The 19,488-nt window shown below is 69.5% G+C and carries 22 protein-coding genes; 12 read left to right on the forward strand and 10 right to left on the reverse strand.

Annotated features, from left to right (window positions below):
- Positions 1–162: 162 nt before the first annotated feature.
- Positions 163–2,742 carry an ABC transporter permease gene (locus tag Q8O26_RS15970; RefSeq protein ID WP_305577320.1) on the reverse strand — a complete coding sequence of 860 codons (2,580 nt, stop codon included), beginning with the start codon at positions 2,740–2,742 and terminating at the stop codon, positions 163–165.
- Positions 2,739–3,464: an ABC transporter ATP-binding protein gene (locus Q8O26_RS15975; RefSeq protein WP_305577322.1), complete on the reverse strand. Its 726-nt coding sequence runs from the start codon at positions 3,462–3,464 to the stop codon at positions 2,739–2,741. The genes Q8O26_RS15970 and Q8O26_RS15975 overlap by 4 nt, the downstream gene beginning before the upstream one ends.
- 55 nt (positions 3,465–3,519) lie before the next feature.
- Here Q8O26_RS15975 and Q8O26_RS15980 point away from each other — a divergent pair, with 55 nt between their 5' ends.
- The 4 genes from Q8O26_RS15980 to leuB all read left to right on the forward strand — a co-directional run bounded on the left by Q8O26_RS15980 (position 3,520) and on the right by leuB (position 7,920).
- Positions 3,520–4,203: an arylesterase gene (locus tag Q8O26_RS15980; RefSeq protein WP_371134584.1), complete on the forward strand. Its 684-nt coding sequence runs from the start codon at positions 3,520–3,522 to the stop codon at positions 4,201–4,203.
- Between the two features lie 58 nt (positions 4,204–4,261).
- Positions 4,262–5,317, forward strand: coding sequence for an aldo/keto reductase (locus Q8O26_RS15985; RefSeq protein WP_305577326.1), 1,056 nt, complete (start codon positions 4,262–4,264; stop codon positions 5,315–5,317).
- A gap of 375 nt (positions 5,318–5,692) precedes the next feature.
- The gene (locus tag Q8O26_RS15990; RefSeq protein WP_305577328.1) at positions 5,693–6,685 is read left to right on the forward strand and encodes a DUF4167 domain-containing protein; all 993 of its coding nucleotides are present in this window, start codon (positions 5,693–5,695) and stop codon (positions 6,683–6,685) included.
- Positions 6,686–6,807: 122 nt separating this feature from the next.
- The gene (gene leuB, locus Q8O26_RS15995) at positions 6,808–7,920 is read left to right on the forward strand and encodes a 3-isopropylmalate dehydrogenase (RefSeq protein WP_305577330.1); all 1,113 of its coding nucleotides are present in this window, start codon (positions 6,808–6,810) and stop codon (positions 7,918–7,920) included.
- Between the two features lie 43 nt (positions 7,921–7,963).
- Here leuB and Q8O26_RS16000 read toward each other — a convergent pair whose 3' ends face one another.
- Positions 7,964–8,218: a hypothetical protein gene (locus Q8O26_RS16000; RefSeq protein ID WP_305577332.1), complete on the reverse strand. Its 255-nt coding sequence runs from the start codon at positions 8,216–8,218 to the stop codon at positions 7,964–7,966.
- A gap of 89 nt (positions 8,219–8,307) precedes the next feature.
- Positions 8,308–9,111: a hypothetical protein gene (locus Q8O26_RS16005; RefSeq protein ID WP_305577334.1), complete on the reverse strand. Its 804-nt coding sequence runs from the start codon at positions 9,109–9,111 to the stop codon at positions 8,308–8,310.
- 297 nt (positions 9,112–9,408) lie between these two features.
- On the opposite strand from Q8O26_RS16005, the gene Q8O26_RS16010 reads away from it, so the two are divergent.
- Positions 9,409–9,939, forward strand: a complete 531-nt coding sequence (locus Q8O26_RS16010) for a L,D-transpeptidase (RefSeq protein ID WP_305577336.1) — start codon at positions 9,409–9,411, stop codon at positions 9,937–9,939.
- Between the two features lie 25 nt (positions 9,940–9,964).
- Here the strand turns inward: Q8O26_RS16010 and Q8O26_RS16015 are convergent, their stop codons facing one another.
- The 3 genes from Q8O26_RS16015 to Q8O26_RS16025 form a co-directional block, all read right to left on the reverse strand.
- Positions 9,965–10,615: an alpha/beta hydrolase gene (locus Q8O26_RS16015; RefSeq protein WP_305577458.1), complete on the reverse strand. Its 651-nt coding sequence runs from the start codon at positions 10,613–10,615 to the stop codon at positions 9,965–9,967.
- Between the two features lie 69 nt (positions 10,616–10,684).
- A complete protein-coding gene (locus tag Q8O26_RS16020; RefSeq protein WP_305577338.1) occupies positions 10,685–11,653 on the reverse strand; it encodes a ring-cleaving dioxygenase in 969 nt (322 codons plus the stop codon).
- Between the two features lie 143 nt (positions 11,654–11,796).
- On the reverse strand, positions 11,797–12,507 hold the full coding sequence (locus Q8O26_RS16025; RefSeq protein ID WP_305577340.1) for a GyrI-like domain-containing protein: 711 nt from the start codon (positions 12,505–12,507) through the stop codon (positions 11,797–11,799).
- A gap of 148 nt (positions 12,508–12,655) precedes the next feature.
- Here Q8O26_RS16025 and dapF point away from each other — a divergent pair, with 148 nt between their 5' ends.
- On the forward strand, positions 12,656–13,522 hold the full coding sequence (gene dapF, locus Q8O26_RS16030) for a diaminopimelate epimerase (RefSeq protein ID WP_305577342.1): 867 nt from the start codon (positions 12,656–12,658) through the stop codon (positions 13,520–13,522).
- Between the two features lie 4 nt (positions 13,523–13,526).
- Positions 13,527–14,822 (forward strand): tRNA (N(6)-L-threonylcarbamoyladenosine(37)-C(2))-methylthiotransferase MtaB, encoded by a 1,296-nt coding sequence (mtaB, locus tag Q8O26_RS16035; RefSeq protein ID WP_305577344.1) that lies wholly within the window; start codon positions 13,527–13,529, stop codon positions 14,820–14,822.
- A gap of 264 nt (positions 14,823–15,086) precedes the next feature.
- Here mtaB and Q8O26_RS16040 read toward each other — a convergent pair whose 3' ends face one another.
- Both Q8O26_RS16040 and Q8O26_RS16045 read right to left on the reverse strand, forming a co-directional pair.
- Positions 15,087–15,413: a hypothetical protein gene (locus Q8O26_RS16040; protein WP_305577346.1), complete on the reverse strand. Its 327-nt coding sequence runs from the start codon at positions 15,411–15,413 to the stop codon at positions 15,087–15,089.
- Positions 15,414–15,696: 283 nt separating this feature from the next.
- Positions 15,697–15,870 (reverse strand): DUF1328 domain-containing protein, encoded by a 174-nt coding sequence (locus tag Q8O26_RS16045; protein ID WP_305577348.1) that lies wholly within the window; start codon positions 15,868–15,870, stop codon positions 15,697–15,699.
- 320 nt (positions 15,871–16,190) lie between these two features.
- On the opposite strand from Q8O26_RS16045, the gene Q8O26_RS16050 reads away from it, so the two are divergent.
- The 4 genes from Q8O26_RS16050 to Q8O26_RS16065 all read left to right on the forward strand — a co-directional run bounded on the left by Q8O26_RS16050 (position 16,191) and on the right by Q8O26_RS16065 (position 18,034).
- Positions 16,191–16,550, forward strand: a complete 360-nt coding sequence (locus Q8O26_RS16050; protein ID WP_305577350.1) for a hypothetical protein — start codon at positions 16,191–16,193, stop codon at positions 16,548–16,550.
- A gap of 5 nt (positions 16,551–16,555) precedes the next feature.
- Positions 16,556–16,972, forward strand: coding sequence for a hypothetical protein (locus Q8O26_RS16055; RefSeq protein WP_305577352.1), 417 nt, complete (start codon positions 16,556–16,558; stop codon positions 16,970–16,972).
- A 168-nt stretch (positions 16,973–17,140) separates the two neighbouring features.
- Positions 17,141–17,590, forward strand: a complete 450-nt coding sequence (locus Q8O26_RS16060) for a response regulator (RefSeq protein ID WP_305577354.1) — start codon at positions 17,141–17,143, stop codon at positions 17,588–17,590.
- Positions 17,591–17,674: 84 nt separating this feature from the next.
- Positions 17,675–18,034: a PRC-barrel domain-containing protein gene (locus Q8O26_RS16065; RefSeq protein ID WP_305577356.1), complete on the forward strand. Its 360-nt coding sequence runs from the start codon at positions 17,675–17,677 to the stop codon at positions 18,032–18,034.
- A 143-nt stretch (positions 18,035–18,177) separates the two neighbouring features.
- Here the strand turns inward: Q8O26_RS16065 and Q8O26_RS16070 are convergent, their stop codons facing one another.
- The gene (locus tag Q8O26_RS16070; RefSeq protein ID WP_305577358.1) at positions 18,178–18,447 is read right to left on the reverse strand and encodes a hypothetical protein; all 270 of its coding nucleotides are present in this window, start codon (positions 18,445–18,447) and stop codon (positions 18,178–18,180) included.
- Between the two features lie 271 nt (positions 18,448–18,718).
- On the opposite strand from Q8O26_RS16070, the gene Q8O26_RS16075 reads away from it, so the two are divergent.
- Entirely contained in the window at positions 18,719–19,429 is a 711-nt protein-coding gene (locus Q8O26_RS16075; RefSeq protein WP_305577360.1) for an extensin family protein, read from the forward strand.
- Positions 19,430–19,488 lie beyond the last annotated feature (59 nt).

Consider the following 19,488-nt stretch of genomic DNA (forward strand, 5'->3'; position numbering starts at 1 on the left):
GACGGAACCCGGACAGGTTTCGTCATCCGATACGCAATATGGCTGAGGTCATGACGGAAACAAGACCCTGACGCCAGCAGAGCCAGCAATGGTGAGGCTTCGCGTCCCTTTGTCGCAAGTCCTCACACTGGCGGTGACGGGAATGTCACCCGCCTGTTTCTCTCACATGTTGCGCAGGACCGGGGCGGGTTTTTCGCCCAGTGCCCGCCATGTTCCCACCAGTCCGAAGCCGACCGTGAGCACGATGGCCAGCACAATGATGCCCAGCGCCTGCAGCGGCGCGAAGGCGAAGGGGATGTTCATCACCTGGGTCGTCACCACCCAGGCGGCGACGCAGCCGGTGGCGAGGCCGAACAGCGCCGTCACCGTGCCGAGCAGGGCATACTCCATCGCATAGGTGCGGATCAGCATGGCCCGCGGCGCTCCGAGAGTCTTGAGGATCACCGCATCGTAGACCCGCGCCCGATGGCCGGCGGCAAGCGCACCCGCCAGGACCAGGATGGCCGCCACCAGCGTCACGATGCTGGCGCCGCGAATGCCGGTGGCGATCTGGGTCGCGAGCTGGCCGACCGCCTCAAGGGCGTCCTTCACCCTGACCGTGGTGACCGCCGGGAAGGCGGCCGCGACCTGCTGCAGGAGCGCGACCTCCTCGGCTGCCGAGGCGGGCTGGCGATAGGTGAGCGTGGCGAGATGGGCGTGGGGCGCCGCCCTGAACGTGTTCGGAGAGAACACGACGATGAAATTGATCCCGAGATTGTCCCACTGGATGTGTCGAAAGTTGGCGATGCGCGCGGTAATGTTGCGGCCGAGCACATTGACCGTCACCTCGTCGCCGAGGTTCAGGCCGAACCCGCGGCCCATGCGCTCGTCGAAGGAGACCAGCGGCGGGCCGTTATAGTCGGCCGGCCACCATTCGCCCGACACCAGGCGGGAGTTCCGCGGCAGGCTCTCGGCATAGGTGATGCCGCGATCGCCGCGCAGCGCCCAGGCGATGTCGTCGCTGGCGCGGATTTCCTCGACCGGCCGGCCGCCGAGGCGGACGAAGCGGCCGCGCAGCATGGGAACGCGGTTGAGGTCGGCGCCGGGCGCCTTCTCGGCGATGAAGGCATCGAAGCGGGGCGCATCGGAATTGACGATGTCGACGAAGAAGAAGGACGGTGCCCGGTCCGGCAGGGCGTCCTCGATCTGGCGGCGGAAGCTGGCATCCACCAGGGCGATCACGGCGAGCAGCGTCAGTCCGAGGCCGAGGGAGAGCACCACCGACGGCGTCAGCGCGCCCGGCCGGTGCAGGTTGGCCACCGCGAGCCTCAGGCTGGTCCGGCGCGAGCGCGGCAGGCGGGCCGCCAGAGCCATGATGCCGGCCGCCACCAGCCGCAGCGCGACGAAGATGCCGGCGGCGCCCGCCATGAACCCGAGGGCGAGGCGCGGGTTGAACGAGGTCGCGACCGACAGGGTGACCAGCACCGCGACCGTCAGGGCGACGAGGGCGAGATAGCGCGGACGGGGCCAGCGGCGCTCGCCGTCGACCGTGTCGCGGAACAGCGCCGAGACGGGGACATCATGGGCGCGGCCGAGCGGCCAGAGCGCGAAGGCGAGCGCCACCAGCAGGCCATAGGCGGCCGCCGTCGCCAGTTCGCCCGGTTGCACGCCGGTGGCGACCGGGATCGGGATCGCCGCGCCGAAGGCCGCCACCACCGCCGCCGGCAGGACGGCGCCGACGGCAAGTCCGATTGCCGTGCCGACGAGGGCAAGGAGGCCGACCTGCGTCAGCGTTGCCGCGAAGACCATGCCGCCGGTGGCACCGAGCGCTTTCAGCGTAGCGATGTCGTCGCGCTTGCGATCGACGAGGCTCGCCACCGCATTGGCGACGCCGACGCCGCCGACCAGCAGCGCGGTCAGCCCGACCAGGGTCAGGAACTGCGAAAAGCGTTCGATCTGCGTGGTCAGCTGCGGCGAGGCGTTCATCCGCGTGCGGACCTCGAAGCCGGCATCGGGGTAGCGCCCGCGGATGTCGGCGATGGCCCGCCGCAGGTCGGCATCGCTCGCCTGGCTGGAGCCGAGGTCGAGTTGGTACATCCAGCGGATCAGCGATCCCGGCTGGATCAGCCCCGTCTGGCGGAACGTATCGAGCGACAGCAACAGGCGGGGGCCGAAGCCGAGCCCGCCGGCGAGCCTGTCGGGCTCGCTGCGGATGACGCCGGCGATCCGCACCGGCAGGTCGCCGAGCACGATGTCGTCGCCGACCTTGACGTCGAGACGGGCCAGCAGTGCCGGCTCGACCAGGACACCCGCCCGGCCATCAACGACGGCGAGGGCCTCGGGCGTGCCGCGCGCCGGTTCGGTCTCCAGCGTGCCGACCAGCGGATAGAGGCCGGGATCGACGGCCTTGATCTCTACCAGCGAGGATTTGGCGGCATCGCCGACGGCGGCGGTACGGGCCATGGCGCGCGTCGTCGCCATGGTGGCGACAGTCCCGCGCTCGGCCAGGGCCCGGATAATGGCCTCGGGCAGTTCCCGGTGCAGAACCTGGAAGGAGGCGTCGGCGCCGAGGATGACGCGGCCCTCGCGCGCGAGGCCCTCGACCAGCCCGCGCGCGAAGGAGCCGACGCCGGCGATCGCCGCGACGCCGAGCGCGATGCAGGCGATGAAGGTTCCGAACCCGCTGAGGCCACCGCGCAGGTCCCGCAGGCCGAGGCGGACGGCGGTGGGCAGGCGGTGCGGTCGTGCGACGAAGCCGCTCACCCGACCGTCTCCGGCGCGCGGCTGTCCTCGACGATGACGCCCGAGCGCAGGCGCACGACGCGGTCGCAGCGCTCGGCCAGCGCGCGGTCGTGGGTGACGAGGACGAGCGTCGCGCCGCGCTCGGCCTGTTTCGTGAACATCAGGTCGATGATGGTGCGGCCGGTGGCCTCGTCGAGATTGCCGGTCGGCTCGTCGGCGAAGAGGATGTCGGGGCGCACCGACAGGGCACGCGCCAGCGCCGTGCGCTGCTGCTCGCCGCCGGACATCTGCGTCGGATAATGGTTGAGGCGGGTGCCGAGGCCGACCGCGTCCAGCTCGTCGGCCGCGCGGTCGAAGGCATCCGGCGCACCGGCAAGTTCCAGCGGCACGGCGACGTTCTCCAGCGCCGTCATCGTCGGGATGAGGTGGAACGACTGGAAGACGATCCCGGCATGGCGACCGCGGAACCGCGCCAGCGCGTCTTCATTCAGCCCGGTAATGTCGGTCCCCGCGACCGTCACGGTTCCGGAATCGGGGCGCTCGAGACCAGCCATGACCATGAGAAGGGTCGATTTGCCCGAGCCGGAAGGCCCGACGAGGCCGACCGATTGCCCCGCAGCGATCGACAGCGACAGGCTCCGCAGGATGTGGACGCGCGACGCACCGCGTCCGAGCGAAAGTTCGACCTTGTCGATAACGATGGCGTCGGGCGCCCGGCGGGGCGTATCGGTCGGCAGGGGCATGGTGTCGGTCGCTCGCCTCGCGCCGCACATTGCGGCATTGCACCTAAGACCCTAGATGGCAACGGTATCGGCCTTTGGAAAGGGAAACCTCGTGCGACAGTTCGTGATCGGCGTGGCCGCCCTGTTCCTCGGCCTTTCCACACTGCCGTCTGCCGCACAGCAGGCGCGGCCGGTCAGCATCGTCGCCCTCGGCGACAGTCTGACCGCCGGCTACGGGCTGGGGCCCGCCGAAGCCTTTCCGGTGAAGCTTCAGGCGGCGCTGAGGGCGAAGGGCCATGCCGTCACCGTCGAGAATGCCGGCGTCTCGGGAGATACGTCCTCAGGCGGCCTCGACCGACTCGACTGGGCGGTGGGCGAGGGCGTCGATGCCGTCATCGTCGAACTCGGCGCCAACGACGCCCTGCGCGGCATCGATCCGGCGGTCACCCGGCGCAATATCGACCAGATCGTCACCCGCCTGAAGGCCCGCGGCATCACCGTCCTGCTGTCCGGCATGGTGGCGCCGCCCAATATGGGCAGCACCTTCGGTGCGGCCTTCAACCCCATCTTTCCCGACCTCGCCGTCAGGCACGGCGTGCTCTTCGACCCGTTCTTCCTCGACGGAGTCGCCGGCGACGCGGGCCTGAATCTCGGAGACGGCATGCATCCCAATGCCAGGGGCGTCGACGTCATCGTCCGGCGCATCCTGCCGAAGGTCGAGGAACTGATCGCACAGGTGCGATCTCGCCGCGGCGGTTGACCGGGGGCCTTTGGCTTCATAACCACGACCGTCCTCCCCGCAGCGATCGGCGCACAGCATGCAGACCCGTCCCCTCGGCCGCACCGGCCTCGACGTCACCGCCGTGTGCCTCGGCACGATGACCTTCGGCGAGCAGAACACCGAGGCGGAGGGTCATGCGCAGATGGACTATGCCGTCTCGCGCGGCGTGACCTTCTTCGACACGGCTGAAATGTATGCCGTGCCGCCCAGGGCCGAGACCTACGGCGCCACCGAGCGGATCATCGGCACCTGGCTGCAGAAGCGCGGCCGGCGCGACGACATCGTCCTCGCCACCAAGGTCGCCGGCGCCGGCGCCATGACCTGGCTCCGGCCGGACGGGGCGGCGACGCGGCTGACGCGCGCGCAGATGCGGACCGCCCTCGACCAGAGCCTGAAGCGGCTCGGCACCGACTACATCGACCTCTACCAGCTCCACTGGCCCGAACGTGCGGCACCCTTCGGCGCCAATCCGACGCGCTTTGACCCCGAGGGCTGGACGCCGCGCGCCGACGACACGACCATCGGCGAGCAGCTCGACGTCCTCGGCGATTTCGTCAGGGCGGGCAAGGTCCGCTTCATCGGCCTGTCGAACGAGAGCGCCTGGGGCACCATGTCCTTCCTGAAGCAGAGCGAGATGCGGAACCTGCCGCGGGTGCAGAGCGTGCAGAACGCCTATCACCTGCTCAACCGCACCTACGAGACCGCGATGGCGGAGATCGCCATGCGCGAGCAGGTCGGGCTGCTGGCCTATTCGCCCCTCGCCCAGGGCTTCCTGACGGGAAAATATCTCGACGGCGCCCGCCCGCCGGGTGCGCGCGTGACGCTCTTCGACCGTCAGCAGCGCTATCAGAAGCCGGGCTCGGAAGCGGCGACGAAGGACTATCTCGCCATCGCGCGCGAGGCCGGCCTCGACCCCGCCACCATGGCCATCGCCTTCGTCGCCAGTCGCCCCTTCGTCACCTCGACCATCATCGGCGCGACCGGCATGGCGCAGTTGAAGACCGCCATCGACGCCGGCGAAACAATCCTCTCTCCCGACATCCTCGCGGCGATCGACGCCGTCCACCAGCTCAGGGGCAATCCGGCGCCCTGACGCCGCGGCGCGCCGACCGAGAAACCGCTTGGAATCCGGCTTCGGACCAGCTAAACAATCGGGCATAAGATTCGATGCGGTCCGGGGTCATATCCGCGCGTCGAACGCAACAGCAAACAGGTCTGGTGGGGTTTGGCACGTCGGAGCCAGGGCGCGAGGGGCGCCATGATCCGATCCCGAATGAAGGACGAGGCGCGCGCGTGGCGCGAAGGGCGGGATGGTCAGCCGTCGCCCTGAACCCTGAAGATCGTTGAACTGCCGGACGCGGCAAGGCCGGGCGCGAGATGCCTGTGAGGTCTGCCTGCGCTCTGTCGAAGGATCCGGACGCATCGCTTGGACGCGTGCTCCGCTTGAGGAGGTCGATAAAGGACCGACATGAGAAACAGCAACAACAAGCGCATGCGCGGCCGCAACAATCGCGGCGGTGGCAAGGGCCCCAATCCGCTCTCCCGAAGCTACGAGTCCAACGGGCCCGACGTTAAGATTCGCGGTACCGCCCAGCACGTCGCGGAGAAATATCTGCAGCTGGCGCGCGATGCGCACACGTCCGGCGATCCGGTCTCGGCCGAGAGCTATCTCCAGCACGCCGAGCATTATTTCCGCCTCATCGCCGCCGCCCAGGAGGCACTCCGCCAGCAGCAGGCTCCCCGCGTCGAAGGCCAGCAGGTCGAGGAAGACGGCGACGACGAGGACGACGACGATTTTTCCTCGCCTTTCGACAAGCGCTTCGAATCCCCGGTTCAGGCCAAGCCCGAACCGCCACCGCAGCCGCCGCGCGATTTCGCCGGCGGACAGCCGCGCGACTTCCAGGGTCAGCGCGACTTCCAGGGCCAGAATCGCGGCGACCGCGACCGGTTCCCCGGCGGCGGTGGCGGCCAGCGCTTTCCCGATCGTCAGGACCGCCAGGACCGCCCTGATCGTCAGGACCGCCCTGATCGTCCCCGTCCGCAGCCCGAAGTGGTCGCCGGTGAACAGCCCGATCTCGCGGGCTCTGGACCGGATGCCGAGGGCGGCATGCCCCGCGAGGGTCAGCGGCCCTTCGAGAGCAGGCGTGAGCGCTTCGAGCGTCGGCGTGCCGAGCGTTTCGCCGAGCGACAGGCCCGGCGCGAGCCTGGCAGCTTTGAGGGCGATGGTCCCGAAGGCGATCAGGCACCCGCGTCCCAGCCGGCGCCGGCCCGGCGCGATGAAGAGGTGGGTCTCGGCCTGCCGTCCTTCATCACGGGGGGCGCCGCCGTCATCCCGGCGGCCGCCGCAGCCGTAGCCGAGGAGCGGGAGGCCCCCGCCCCCCGTGTCCGCAAGCGCCGCACGCCGCGGGTCGAGGATGATCCGGCGGTCCCCGCCGGCGAGAAGACCCCCGCCGCCGAGTGATCGCGGCATGGGGAAGGTTCCGGGGGCGCGCTGCAAGGCGCGCCCTCATGCGTTCGCAGACCTTGCCCTGAGGCGGCGGGGACGCTAGAGCGCGCCGACGCTCAGAACGGGGACACACGACCATGGCGACGCACAAGCTTCTCATCCTGCCCGGTGACGGCATCGGCCCCGAGGTCATGGCCGAGGTCGAGAAGGTCGTCTCCTGGTTCGGCAGGCAGGGCGTCGCCGGTTTCGAGACGGAGCGCGGGCTGGTCGGCGGCAGCGCCTATGACGCCCACGGCGAGGCAATCTCCAACGGCGACATGGCGCTCGCCCAGGCGGCCGATGCCGTGCTCTTCGGCGCAGTCGGTGGTCCCAAATGGGCCGACGTTCCCTATTCCAGGCGCCCCGAGGCCGGTCTGCTGCGCCTGCGCAAGGATCTCGGCCTCTTCGCCAACCTCAGGCCGGCGATCTGTTTCCCGGCGCTGGCGGCGGCCTCCTCGCTGAAGCCGGAGGTGGTGGAGGGGCTCGACATCCTCATCGTCCGCGAGTTGACCGGCGGCGTCTATTTCGGCGAGCCGAAGGAGATCGTGACGCTGGAGGACGGCCAGCAGCGCGGCGTCGATACGCAGGTCTACACGACCCACGAGATCGAGCGCATTACCCGCGTCGCCTTCGAACTCGCCCGGACCCGTCGCAACAAGGTCTCCTCCGCCGAGAAGCACAATGTCATGAAGACCGGCGTGCTGTGGAAGCAGGTGGTGACGCGGGTCCACAAGGCCGAGTTCGGGGATGTCGACCTCGAGCACGTGCTCGCCGACAACTGCGCCATGCAGCTGGTGCGCTGGCCCAAGCAGTATGACGTCATCGTCTGCGACAATCTCTTCGGCGACATCCTGTCCGACGTCGCCGCCATGCTGACCGGTTCGCTCGGCATGCTGCCCTCCGCCTCGCTCGGCGCCGAGGACACGGTCACCGGCAAGCGCAAGGCGCTCTATGAGCCGGTCCACGGCTCGGCCCCGGACATCGCCGGCACCGGCGCGGCCAATCCGATCGCGACGATCTCGTCCTTCTCGATGGCGCTGCGCTATTCGTTCAAGGCGATCGAGGCCGCCGACATGCTCGACAAGGCGGTCACCAACGTTCTCGCCTCGGGGCTGCGCACGGCGGATATCCGATCGGACAACACCCATGTGGTCGGCACCGTCGGCATGGGCGACGCCATCATCAAGGAACTGCAGCACCTCGCGGGCTGACGGCCATCCAGCGGCGCGGGGAAGGTCTTTTCCGCGCCGGGCCTCAGGTACGGAAGTCGACGTTGATCCCGGGCTTGGTCATCTGCTTGGGCTGTTTCGACGTGCCGATCGTGGCCGCGAAGCCCTCGAGGCGCGAGAGGTGCTGGCGGGCTTCCGGCGTCAGTGTCACCGTGACGTTCGCCGTCGGCGTCCGCGGCGCGGAATCGGCGGGCCGCACGGCGCTGGCGGAGGACTGGCCGCCCGCAGCGCGGTCGCCCGCCTGGCCGATTCCGCCCGTTCCGATCTGACCGATGGCCATCCCTGCCTCCCCGTCCGTTCTGGCGGGGACAGTGCCGAAACATGGTTAACCGGAGGTAAAGATCCGGCGCAGGACCGGCACGCGCCGGTTCAGAGGCGGTTGAGGCGGAGCGGCATCGGCCGGCCGCCGCGGTCGGAGACTACCGGGCTGGCGGCGGGCGTCGTCGCGGCGGGGCAGGGAAGGCGTGCCAGTTCCGCCCGGGCGAACAGGGCGGCGATGGCGGCGTCGCGGACGCCGACGGTGAAGAGCCTGTCGACGAAGCAGGAGGCATCCTGGCGGCTGACGATTTCCGGGCCGCCGTTGCAGACCCAGCCCGACAACCGGATTCCCGCGTCGCCGTCGCGCAGGGCGAAGGCGAGACAGGACTTGCTGCTCTCCTCGCTCTCCAGCGTCATGTCGGCGGTGGCCATCGGTCCGAACTTGGTCGCCAGCGGCAGGGGATTGGCGTTGAGCGTCGCCGACAGGCCGAGTTCGGCGAGCACCGCGCCGAGATCGGCTGCCGGTGTCGCGGCGGGGATGTCGCTGCGGTCGATCACCAGCGCCGCGTGGCGGCGGGAATCCTCGGCGAGGCCGAAGCGGAAGACTTCGCGGGCGAGCCCGTCGGAGCGCCGGAACAGGGACACCTCCTGGCCGAGAGGCCGCCAGCGCGGGGCGTCGACGTCGAAGCCGGCATGGCGCGCGGTGACCGCCCGCCAGACCGGCTGCAGGTCGGTCGCGTCTTCGGCGGCGATCGACGGACGGATGGGCTCGGTGAGCGCCGACGATCCGCCGGCGAAGCCCCACAGCAGCACCACGGGCAGGCTCGCCATGACGGCGAAGGCGCAGAGAGCCAGCAGCGCGGGCGTTGTCCGCCTGTCCGGCAGCCTGACAGCCTCTCCCACCGTGGTGCGCACCCGCGTCCTCCCGCTCGACGGCGAGCAGTGTCACCGACGGACCGAGAGCACCGGGTTGACCGACATGGTTGAGGGGAGGTGAATTCTTGGCGTGGTGAATGGTTTATGAGCATTGACGCCCTGCCGCTTCCCCGGCGTTGCGGGGCGGCAACACGGTGCCGTCACGTCGCCGCCACAAAGCAACCAGTCATTGACTCTGGCCCCGATTTTTCTTCTTTCGACAACCGAAGAGAAACTGATCGCCCCGCTTTCTCGGCGCGTGACCGCCGGATGGTAAGGGCGGTATGGGAGAGGGTCATGGGAAGTCGTCTGACGCGGCCACTGGTGGCCGCGGCCTTCGTTGCTTGTGTGGGTGCCGGTATTTCGGCACCGGAGCGTGCCGAGGCGCGCGAGATCGTCCGCCTGAACTTCCAGGCCGAGCCCGGCACGATCGTCATCCGTAATTCCGAACGCCGGCTCTACCTCGTCAAGGAGAACGGCGTCGCCATCCGCTACCGCGTCGCCGTCGGCCGCTCGTCGGAGCAGTGGGAGGGCCGGACCGTCGTCAATGGTCGTCACGTGCGCCCGGCCTGGTCGCCGCCGGCCGTGGTCAGGCGCGCCAACCCGAACCTGCCGGACGTCATTCCGGGCGGTGCTCCCAACAACCCGATGGGCGAAGGTGCCCTGACGCTCGCCGGCGGCGAATATGCCATCCACGGCACCACGGCGGGCATGCGTCGCTCGGTGGGTACCGCGGCCTCCTTCGGCTGCTTCCGCATGCTCAACGAGGATGTCGTCGACCTGATGAACCGCGTCGGCGTCGGCACGACGGTCATCGTCAAGCGCTGACGGCCCGTCCGGGCGCACCGGCCCCTCAGCGCGGCCGGCCTTCGTCCTGGCCGGTCCGGTCGAGGCCGGCGAGCCAGCGCCGCGCCAGGGTGACATCCGCCTGGGTCAGCCCATGGCCGGCCGGCAGGATCTCATGCTCGACCTCGGCGCCGGCGGCCGTCAACTGGGCGGCGAGCCGCGTCGCGTCCTCTTCCGGGACGATCGGATCCATGCCGCCGGACAGGATCAGCACCGGCTTGCCCGCGAGGTCCGCCTGCGGCGGTTGCGGCAGCGGCACCATGGCCCGGATCAGCACGGCGCCGCCCAGCACGTCGGGGCGGAGCAGCATCATCGCCGCAGCGATATTGGCCCCGTTCGAGAAGCCGACGGCCACCGGCGCCGCGAGACCATGGCGGGCGACGGCGGCCGTGACGAAATCGGCGAGCTCATGGGCACGCCGCACCACGTCCTCGTGGTCGAAGACGCCTTCCGCCAGGCGACGGAAGAAACGCGGCATCCCGTTCTCCAGGACTTTGCCGCGCGGCGACAGCAGCGCCGCCCCTGGCGCGAGCATCTGACCGAGCGGCAGCAGATCGGTCTCGTCGCCGCCGGTGCCGTGCAGCAGCAGCAGCGTCCGGCCGCAATCGCCGGCGCCGGGCACGAAGCGATGCACGAAGCCGCCGGCGGTTTCAGTCATGGTCGTCATGGAACACCCTCCTCTGGCCGGCCGCCGCGCCCTGCGGCTCAGCGGCATTGTCGGGACCCGTCAGCCGAGATCCGGCAGGACGGCCTCGATGCGGGCGCGCATCGGTTCGAGGCCGGCCGGCAGCTTCAGTTCTTCGCCCAGCCTCTCCGTCGGCTCGTCCACGGCGAAGCCGGGGGCGTCGGTGGCGATCTCGAACAGCACGCCGCCCGGTTCGCGGAAATAGACCGAGCGGAAATAGTTGCGGTCGCGCTGTTCCGTCAAGCGCTGGCCGTGCTGCGTGGTGAGACGCTCCACCATGGCCTGCTGGGCCGCATCGTCGGCAGCCCGGAAGGCGACGTGGTGCACCGAGCCGGCACCCTCGCGGCCCTTCAGGAACCCGCCGGCCACCCGGATGTCGATGATGCCGCCGAGGGGGTTGCCGCGCACCGCATAGCGCGTCACCGAGCCTTCCGCGGCGACCCGCTCGAAGCCGAAGACATCGGTGAGGATGGCGCCTGTCGCCTCGCCCTTGTCGATGAGCAGGGAGACGCCGTGGAAGCCCCGGATCGCATGGGCCGCAGGCACGTCACCGCCCTCCCAGGCGGGTTCCGCCTCGAGGCCGCGCACTCCGGCCAGCGCCAGCCGCATGCCGTCGGGGTCGCGGAAGGCGAGGACCGATTCCCCGAAGCGCTTCTCGATCGTCTCGTGCGGCACGCCCTTGTCGACGAAGCGGTGCGTCCACCAGCCGAGCGAGCCCTCGGGCACGCGGAACGCCGTCTCCTGCGTCTGGCCGACGCCGAGCCTGCCGGGTGCCGCCTGCTCCCAGGGGAAGAAGGTCAGGATGGTGCCGGGCGTTCCGGCCCCGTCGCCGAAATAGAGGTGATAGGTGCCGGGATCGTCGAAATTGACGGTCTTCTTCACCAGCCGCAGGCCGAGCACGCCGCTGTAGAAGGCGAGGTTGCGGCGGGCCGGACCGGAAATGGCGGTGACATGATGGATGCCGTCGGTGGATCTGTTGCCGCCGAAGGAATGGTTGCCGTCGAAGGACATGGAAGCCTCCCGTCGGACGCCCGTCGCGTCCCGTTGACGGCAAGATAGGGAGTACCGGCGCTTGCGCCACGGCAAAGACGTTGCAGGGGCGCAAGCCGACTGTGCGCATTCCTCAGACGCCCGCGCCCCTGTCGGCAGCGGCGTCAATTGGTCTTCGGGAAAACATAGATGAACGTCGCCATGTCCGTTTCCGGCGTCTGGTCGGGATCGCGGACATATTCCTCGACGAAGGCGTCTTCGGCCGTGATGGACTGGACGTCCAGATGGTTCGTGATCTCGTCGTAGGTCTGTTCCATCGTGTCGTAGCCGCCGCGATGGACGAAACGGACCGCCCTGCCGGCCGGCGTCTGCCCGGGCCCGGCGGGCGCATAGGCGGCGGCCGGCTTCGCCACCTCGCGCACCGGCAGGATCGCCTCATAGTCGACGGCGTCGTCGGAGGAGGAGACGAAGCGGATCATCGGTGGTCCGGAGATCACCGCACCCTCGCGGGCGGCGATGACCTTGAGGTCGGCGATGGCCTTGCGGAACGTCCCGTAGAGGTCGTCCCAGGAGGTCTTGCCGGTCAGGACCAGCGCCGGCCGGGCCGCGAGCGTCACCTCGTCTCCGAACCCCGCCGACTGGATCGCCTCGTCGGGAGGCAGGACGCTGGCGGCAGCCGGCGGCGCGACGGGCGAGGTCGCGGTCGGTGCGACCGGCGCAGGGACGGGAGCAACCGGCGGCGCGGCAGGCGCCTCGGCCGAGGGGGGAGGGGGCGGCGTCTGGGCCGCCGCCTCTCCGCCGATCCCGGCGCCGAGCGCCATCAGCCCGGCGAGGATCGTCGTGCTGAGACCGTATCCGGCACCCCGTCGCGTCATGTCAATCCTCTGGTGCCCGTCGCCTGCCCGGACCCAAGCCGTCCGCCGATTTTGGACATGGCTAGGATAACCTATATAGAGACCGCGTATTGTGTCCGCGCCATCACATTCACACAGCAACTCCCACGCTGCATCACGGGTCCCGAGCATGAGCCCGCTCGCCAACCATCCGTTCTGGAAAATGAACGGCGCCGGCAACGAGATCGTCGTCGTCGATCTGCGCAGCTCCGGCCATGTCGTCACCGCCGCCGAGGCGCGGGCGATCGCGGCCGACGAGCGCTCGCGCTTCGACCAGATGATGGTCCTGCACCGGGCCCGCACCCCCGGCACGCGCTGCTACATCCGCATCTACAACACCGACGGCAGCGAGGCGGGCGCCTGCGGCAACGGCACGCGCTGCGTCGCCTGGGTTCTGGCGGAGGAGGACGGCAGCGACCGGTTCATGGTGGAGACGGTCGCCGGCCTCCTCGCCTGCCGGCGCGTCGGCCCCCATGCCTTCTCGGTCGATATGGGCGAGCCGAAGTTCGGCTGGCAGGACATCCCGCTGGCGGAGGAATTCGGCGACACCCGCGCCATCGAGTTGCAGATCGGCCCCATCGATGCGCCCCTGCTGCATTCGCCCTCGGTGGTCTCGATGGGCAATCCCCATGCGATCTTCTGGGTCGGCGATCCCCATGCCTTCGACCTGCCGAAGATCGGGCCGATGCTCGAGAACCACCCCATCTTTCCCGAGCGGGCGAACATCTCGCTCGCCGCGGTGAAGGCCCGCGACCATATCGTGCTCTGGGTCTGGGAACGCGGCGTCGGCATCACCCGCGCCTGCGGTTCGGCGGCCTGCGCCGCTCTCGTCGCGGCGGTCCGCACCAGGCGCACGGATCGGGCGGCGACGGTCTCCCTGCCAGGAGGCGATCTCTTCGTCGAATGGCGCGAGGACAATCACGTCGTCATGACCGGCCCGACCGAACTCGAGCACCAGGGCCAGTTCGCGCCCGCGCTCTTCTCCGCGGCGGCCTGACGCCATGGATTCAGGCCGCCCCTCCGTCGAGGTCGTCACTTTCGGTTGCCGGCTCAACACGTCGGAATCCGAGGTCATGCAGCGGCTCGCTGCCGAGGCCGGGCTGACCGAAGCCATCGTCGTCAACACCTGCGCGGTCACTGCTGAGGCGACGCGCCAGGCGCGCCAGGCCATCCGCCGCCTGAAGCGCGACAACCCCGGCGCCCGCATCGTCGTCACCGGCTGCGCCGCGCAGACCGAGCCCGAGGTCTTCGCTGCCATGGCGGAGGTCGACCGCGTCATCGGCAATGACGAGAAGATGAAGGCCGAGGCCTGGGGCGAGACGCGGACAGCCCTCGCGCGCGGGCCCGATTTCGGCATCGCTGCCAGCGAAAAGGTGGCGGTCAACGACATCATGGCGGTGCGCGAACAGGCACTGCACCTGATCGACGGCCTCACTGGCCGCTCGCGCGCCTTCGTCCAGGTGCAGAACGGCTGCGACCATCGCTGTACCTTCTGCATCATCCCGTTCGGGCGCGGGAACAGCCGTTCCGTGCCGATGGGCGAGGTGGTGGAACAGGTCCGCAGGCTGGTCGAGAACGGCTACCGGGAGGTGGTACTGACCGGCGTCGACATCACCAGCTACGGCCAGGGCCTGCCCGGCGAGCCCAGGCTCGGCGCGCTGGTCAAGGCGATCCTCCGCCACGTTCCCGATCTCGAGCGCCTGCGCATCTCTTCCATCGATTCCGTCGAGGCCGATCCAGACCTGCTCGACGTCATCGGCGGCGAGGTGCGTTTCATGCCGCATCTGCATCTGTCGCTGCAGGCCGGCGACGACATGGTGCTGAAGCGCATGAAGCGCCGCCATCTGCGCGACGATGCCGTCCGTTTCTGCCAGGAGGTCCGCCGCCTGCGGCCCGATATGGTCTTCGGTGCCGACATCATCGCCGGCTTCCCGACCGAGACCGAGGAGATGTTCTCCCGCTCGCTCGCCATCGTCGAGGATTGCGGCCTGACGCATCTCCACGTCTTTCCCTATTCCCCCCGGCCGGGCACCCCCGCCGCCCGCATGCCGCAGGTCGCTCGCGACGTGGTGAAGGAACGCGCCCGCCGCCTGCGTGAAAAAGGCCAGGCGGCGCTCGTCGCCCATCTCGACGGCATGGTCGGTCGCAGCTTCCAGGTGCTGGCCGAAACGCGCGACATGGGCCGTACCGAGCACTTCACCCCGGTGCGTCTCAGCGCTGCCGTCGAGCCCGGCAGGATCGTTCCCGTCACCGTCGCATCCCATGACGGCCGCGAGGCTGTCGCCGTCCGGAGCTGAACTCCGTCAGGAACCTTCTCCCGAATCCCTGCGTTGTCAGCCCGAGGACGCAAAAAAGGGAGATGAAACCATGGGACTTGGACGCGGCGCTCTTTTGTGGCTCGTCGGCATTCCCTTGCCGATCATCATTCTGCTGGCCATCTTCTGGGGTGGCTGAACGGCGGCGCCCTTCGCGGCGCAGGCCCGACCGAATGGCAAGGCCCGGGCAAAGTCCCGGGCCTTCTCGTTTGCGAAGGCCAAACGGAGGGCCACAGGCCAGTGGCGTCACCGCAGGAGTGTCTGGGCGGACGCCGTCCTCCTGTGCTTGCTCCAGGTGAGCGTCAACTCGGTCGCCGCCGCGGTCCATGCGATGTCCAGGTCGCCGCCCTCCTCGGCCAGCGCTCCATATTTGACGGCACTGTTGGCCAGTTCGTGGAAGACCAGCGCCGGGCTCGTGGCAGACGAGGCACCGAGCGTGACTGGTTGGCCGGCCAGCCTCACCTGGTCGAGATGGCCGAGATGGGGGCAGGGTGCGGTCGAGCATGCCGACGCGCCGGCGATCTCGCCGCCCCGGTTCGCCAGCCGCCCTGTCAAGCTCTTGTCGTCCGTCATGTCGGATGCACGGCCTTCAGCCCTCGCCTCGAGCAGGCCACCTGCAGTTCGGTCAGGAAGCGCAGGACGTGCGCCAGCGCGAAGAGCCCGACGCCCCATGAATGACTCACGTGCCATTGCCGATCGGTCATGAGGCTCCCCCAGTGGCGCTTGTCCAACCGATTCCCATGGCAGCGAGATGCGGTTCGATGGTGTCAAAGGACGTAGGACACGCGGCCGTGTGTCCGCGGGGGCAAGGCCTCCGCGAGGCGCGGGGTCGGCAGGCTTTCTCGCGCGGCAGAGATCAGGCCCGCCGGATCAGGCCGGCGACCACCGAGACGACGAAGAGAACGATCGCGACCCAGAAGAGCAACTGGGCGCCGCTCATGGCGGTCCCGGCGAGGCCGCCGAAGCCGAGGGCAGCGGCGACCAGCGCGACGACGAGGAAGACGATGGCCCAATGAAGAAGCGAACCCATGATGGATCTCCTGAACGCGGACTGGGCGGTCGCCGCAGACCGCCTGTGAACATCGCAATGTCTCCGGACCAACGTCGCCGGCACGACCTGGTTCCGGCGTCCCGGATGTTTTTTGGCGCCTCCCCACGGGCCGCGGCCTTTGCCCCGCCTGCCCGATCGCCCTGCCGGTGACGGCTGGCCTCGTCCTCGGCCCGCCCTGGGTCACCGCCCAGCTGTCGGGGACCGGGAACCGGTGACGACCCGGCGCGTTCTTCGCTGCAGGACGGCACGAAGCCGCAATCCCCGGCTTCCCTTACCGCTTGACCCTCAGGAGTTGGCCCATGTCGCGTTCCCAAGCCGATAACGATTCGACCTTCGACACCATCAAGGAGACAGCGGGCACGGTTGCCGGCATGGCCCGTGACGGCGCATCCGATGCCGCCGACACTCTGGCCGATGTCGGCCGCAAGGCCTCGGCAGCCAGGGACGTCGCCGCCGATGCCGCTGCCGAGATCGCCCAGGACCTGAGCGCCCGGCTGAAGACCGTCGGCATCGACACCGACGTGATGGTCAATGCCGCCAAGGATCGCGCCAGCGGGCTCCGCCAGTTCGTCAGCGACGAGATGCAGACCCGCCCGTTGCGGACACTCGGCCTCGCCGCAGCCGCCGGTCTTTTCCTCGGCTTCCTGTCGTCGCGGTGAACGCCATGTGGAGGGGGCTCACACTCCTCGCGGCGACCGAGCTCGGCAGCGCCATGAAGCGGAGCGTCGTGACCGCCGTGATCTATGCGGTGGCGGCGCTGTCGCTCCTGTGCGCCCTCGGCTTTCTCGTCGCGGCCGGTCACAACGTCCTCGCGGAATGGTATGGCGGCACGATCGCGAGCCTGAGCCTCGCCGGCGTCTTCTGCCTGTTCGCGATCGTCATCATGCTCTTCGCCGGACTGATCCGCCGGCAGGCGCGCCGCCGGCGTTCGCTGGCCTCCACCGCTCTGGTGATCGCGCCCGTGATGGCGCCCCCGGCGGTGCGGGCCATCGTCGCCCACCCGGCCATCGGCGCCGGCGTGGTTGCCGGCATTGTCGCCCTCGGTGCCCTTGTCGGTCGCCAATGGGGCAAGACCAGCTGACCGGCCGGGCCGCGCCCGCGGCCCCCAATTGCGTCAGCCCGTCCGCATCGCCAGCGGCGTCCGGGCTCGGCCGGCCGTTGCCGCTGGCCCGTGCATCAGTGAGCTTTCCGATCCATGATTCATCGCGTCCAGCCTCCAGGCGGCCCCGCCAGTGCAGGAAAAGTCCTCGTGACCACAGCCCGCCGTCTCCGCCAGCCGATCGCCCCCATGGAGGCGCTGCGGGTGCTGATCTGCGAGGACGATCCGGTCCTCGCCCTCGAACTCGAGGCCATCGTGGTGGAATGCGGCGCCGTCACGTGCGGGACGGCCGCCTCCTTCGACGAGGCGCATGACTTAGCCGGCCTCACCGCGCCCGACCTCGTGCTCGTCGACCTTCACCTCGACGACGGTCGCTCTGGGCCGCGCCTGGCGGCGGTCTTCGCCGAAGGAGGGCTGCGCATCGTCGTCATTTCTGGGGACAGTTCCATCGACAGCGTCCTGGCCCGCCTCGACCACGTATTCCTTCCCAAGCCCATCCAGCCTGTCATGCTGCAGGGGATCATCGCCGCGGCGATCCAGGCCAAGGAGACGCGCGATCCATTTGCGGGTGGAGCAGGTGAGCCGGCAAAGTCGATGTGATGGCCTCCGTGCCGCAGCGCCGTGCCGGGAACGAAGGCCGGCGGCGCGCGTTGGTTCCGTATCAGACGACAAAAGGAGTTCTTCATGCCCACCCCGTCAGGCCATACCCGCGCCATCGCCGCTTCACGCGTCACCGGCACCAACGTCTACAATCAGCAGGGCGAGAAGATTGGCCATGTCGAGGACGTCATCCTCGACAAGATGTCGGACAAGGTCATGTTCGCCGTCCTCGGCTTCGGCGGCTTCCTCGGCATCGGCGAGCGCTACCACGCCATGCCCTGGTCGATGCTCGACTACAATTCCGACCGCGGCGGCTATGTCGTCGGCCTGTCCCGGGAGGTTCTGGAAAAGGCACCATCCTATGACCTCGACGAGCTCATGAAGCAGGACGGCGGCAGCCAGTCGCCCTCGATGGACTATTACGCTCCCTACGTCCGTCACTGACACGGCGCTTCGCGCACCGGCAAAAAAGGCGACGGCCCAGCGGCCGTCGTTTTTTTTGGCGTCCCCTCGGTGGGTCAAAATGAATGCCGGGCCTCGGTCGGTGCCCGGTCGCGATGCCCGGCAGAGTGTCCGCCGGCAGGCCGTCAGATGCGTGTCGCGTCGTCGTTCTGCCTGGTCGCGGCGTTGAAGGCCGGTGCCGGCGGCGTGTCGCGGAACGTCCGGAAGGCGCGATGGGCGAAGTCCATATCCGCCGTCGTCGGGACATGGCCGAGCGTGATCGGCGCCAGGCCGCTCTCGTCGCGCGAAGCGGAGAGCGTATCGAGCGCGGCGACGCCCAGCGCGACCGTCGCGGCGAATAGGGTGACGCCGGCGAGGCGAAGCGGGAAGTTTCGAACCTGCCTGTCGACCTGCATGGTTTGTCTCCTCCAAGGGGGTTGTCCTGAGGGATGAACGCCGCGCGCGGTGAAAGGTTCAAACGGGGAGGCAGGCCACAAGGAACCGGCCGCCTCGCGGCAGGTTATTGGCATGACCGCCCCGGACCGGTGGCCTGTCCCGCTCGCGGAGCCCCCTCATGGCCGATCTTTTCGCCAATCTTCATGTCCTGATGTTCGCGGCGATCGCCTGCGCCGCCCACGCCCTCTCCAGCCGATGAGGCGTTCTTGCGTGGTGGCCGGAGCCGCCTCGGTGCTCTTGGGCCTTGGGCTGCTGTCAGTTCCCGGCGCCACGGCCGAAATCCGCCAGTCGGTGCCAGCCCGGTCGGCACCACTGCCTGTGCCCCGGCCGCCAGATCTCGCCGTCGAGCCGCCTGCCGGCGCGCCGGCTGACGCGCCGCCTGCTCCTTCAGAAAGCACCTGCTATGCCGGGCTCACCGCGCTCGGCATCCGTTTCGAGCGCGCGCCGGCGCCTGCCGCTGCGGCGGCCTGTATCGTCACGGAGCCCGTCCGTCTCGAAGCGATCGGGGTCGACGGCGGCGAGATCCGCTGGCCCGACCGGCCGCTGGTCGCCTGCGCCTTCGCCAGGGTGCTCGGAGAGTTCACCCGCGACATCGCCCAGCCCCTGGCCCGGGGCCTCGTCGGGCGGCCATTGACCGCCTTCGGGACCGGCGGCGGATTCGAGTGCCGCGCACGCAACCGCACTGCTGGTGGACGGGTCAGCGCCCATGGCGCCGGGCTTGCCGTCGACATCGCCTGGTTCGCCTTCGAGGGCGACAGGCGGGAGCTGGTCGAGACGCCCGGCGGCGAGGACGGCCGCCGCTTTGTCGCGACGCTGCGCAAGGCCGCCTGCGGCTGGTTCACCACGGTTCTGGGGCCTGGCTCGGACGCGGCCCATGCCGGCCATCTCCATCTCGATCGCGAGCCGAGAGGCCGCGACGGCGAGAGTCGCCTCTGCCAGTAGGGCGCGCCCCGTGGGGCCGCCCCGCCATGCGCAAGAGCCCCGCGCCTTGCGGCACGGGG

The organism is Phreatobacter sp. (assembly GCF_030691135.1).
Classification (GTDB): Bacteria; Pseudomonadota; Alphaproteobacteria; order Rhizobiales; family Phreatobacteraceae; genus Phreatobacter.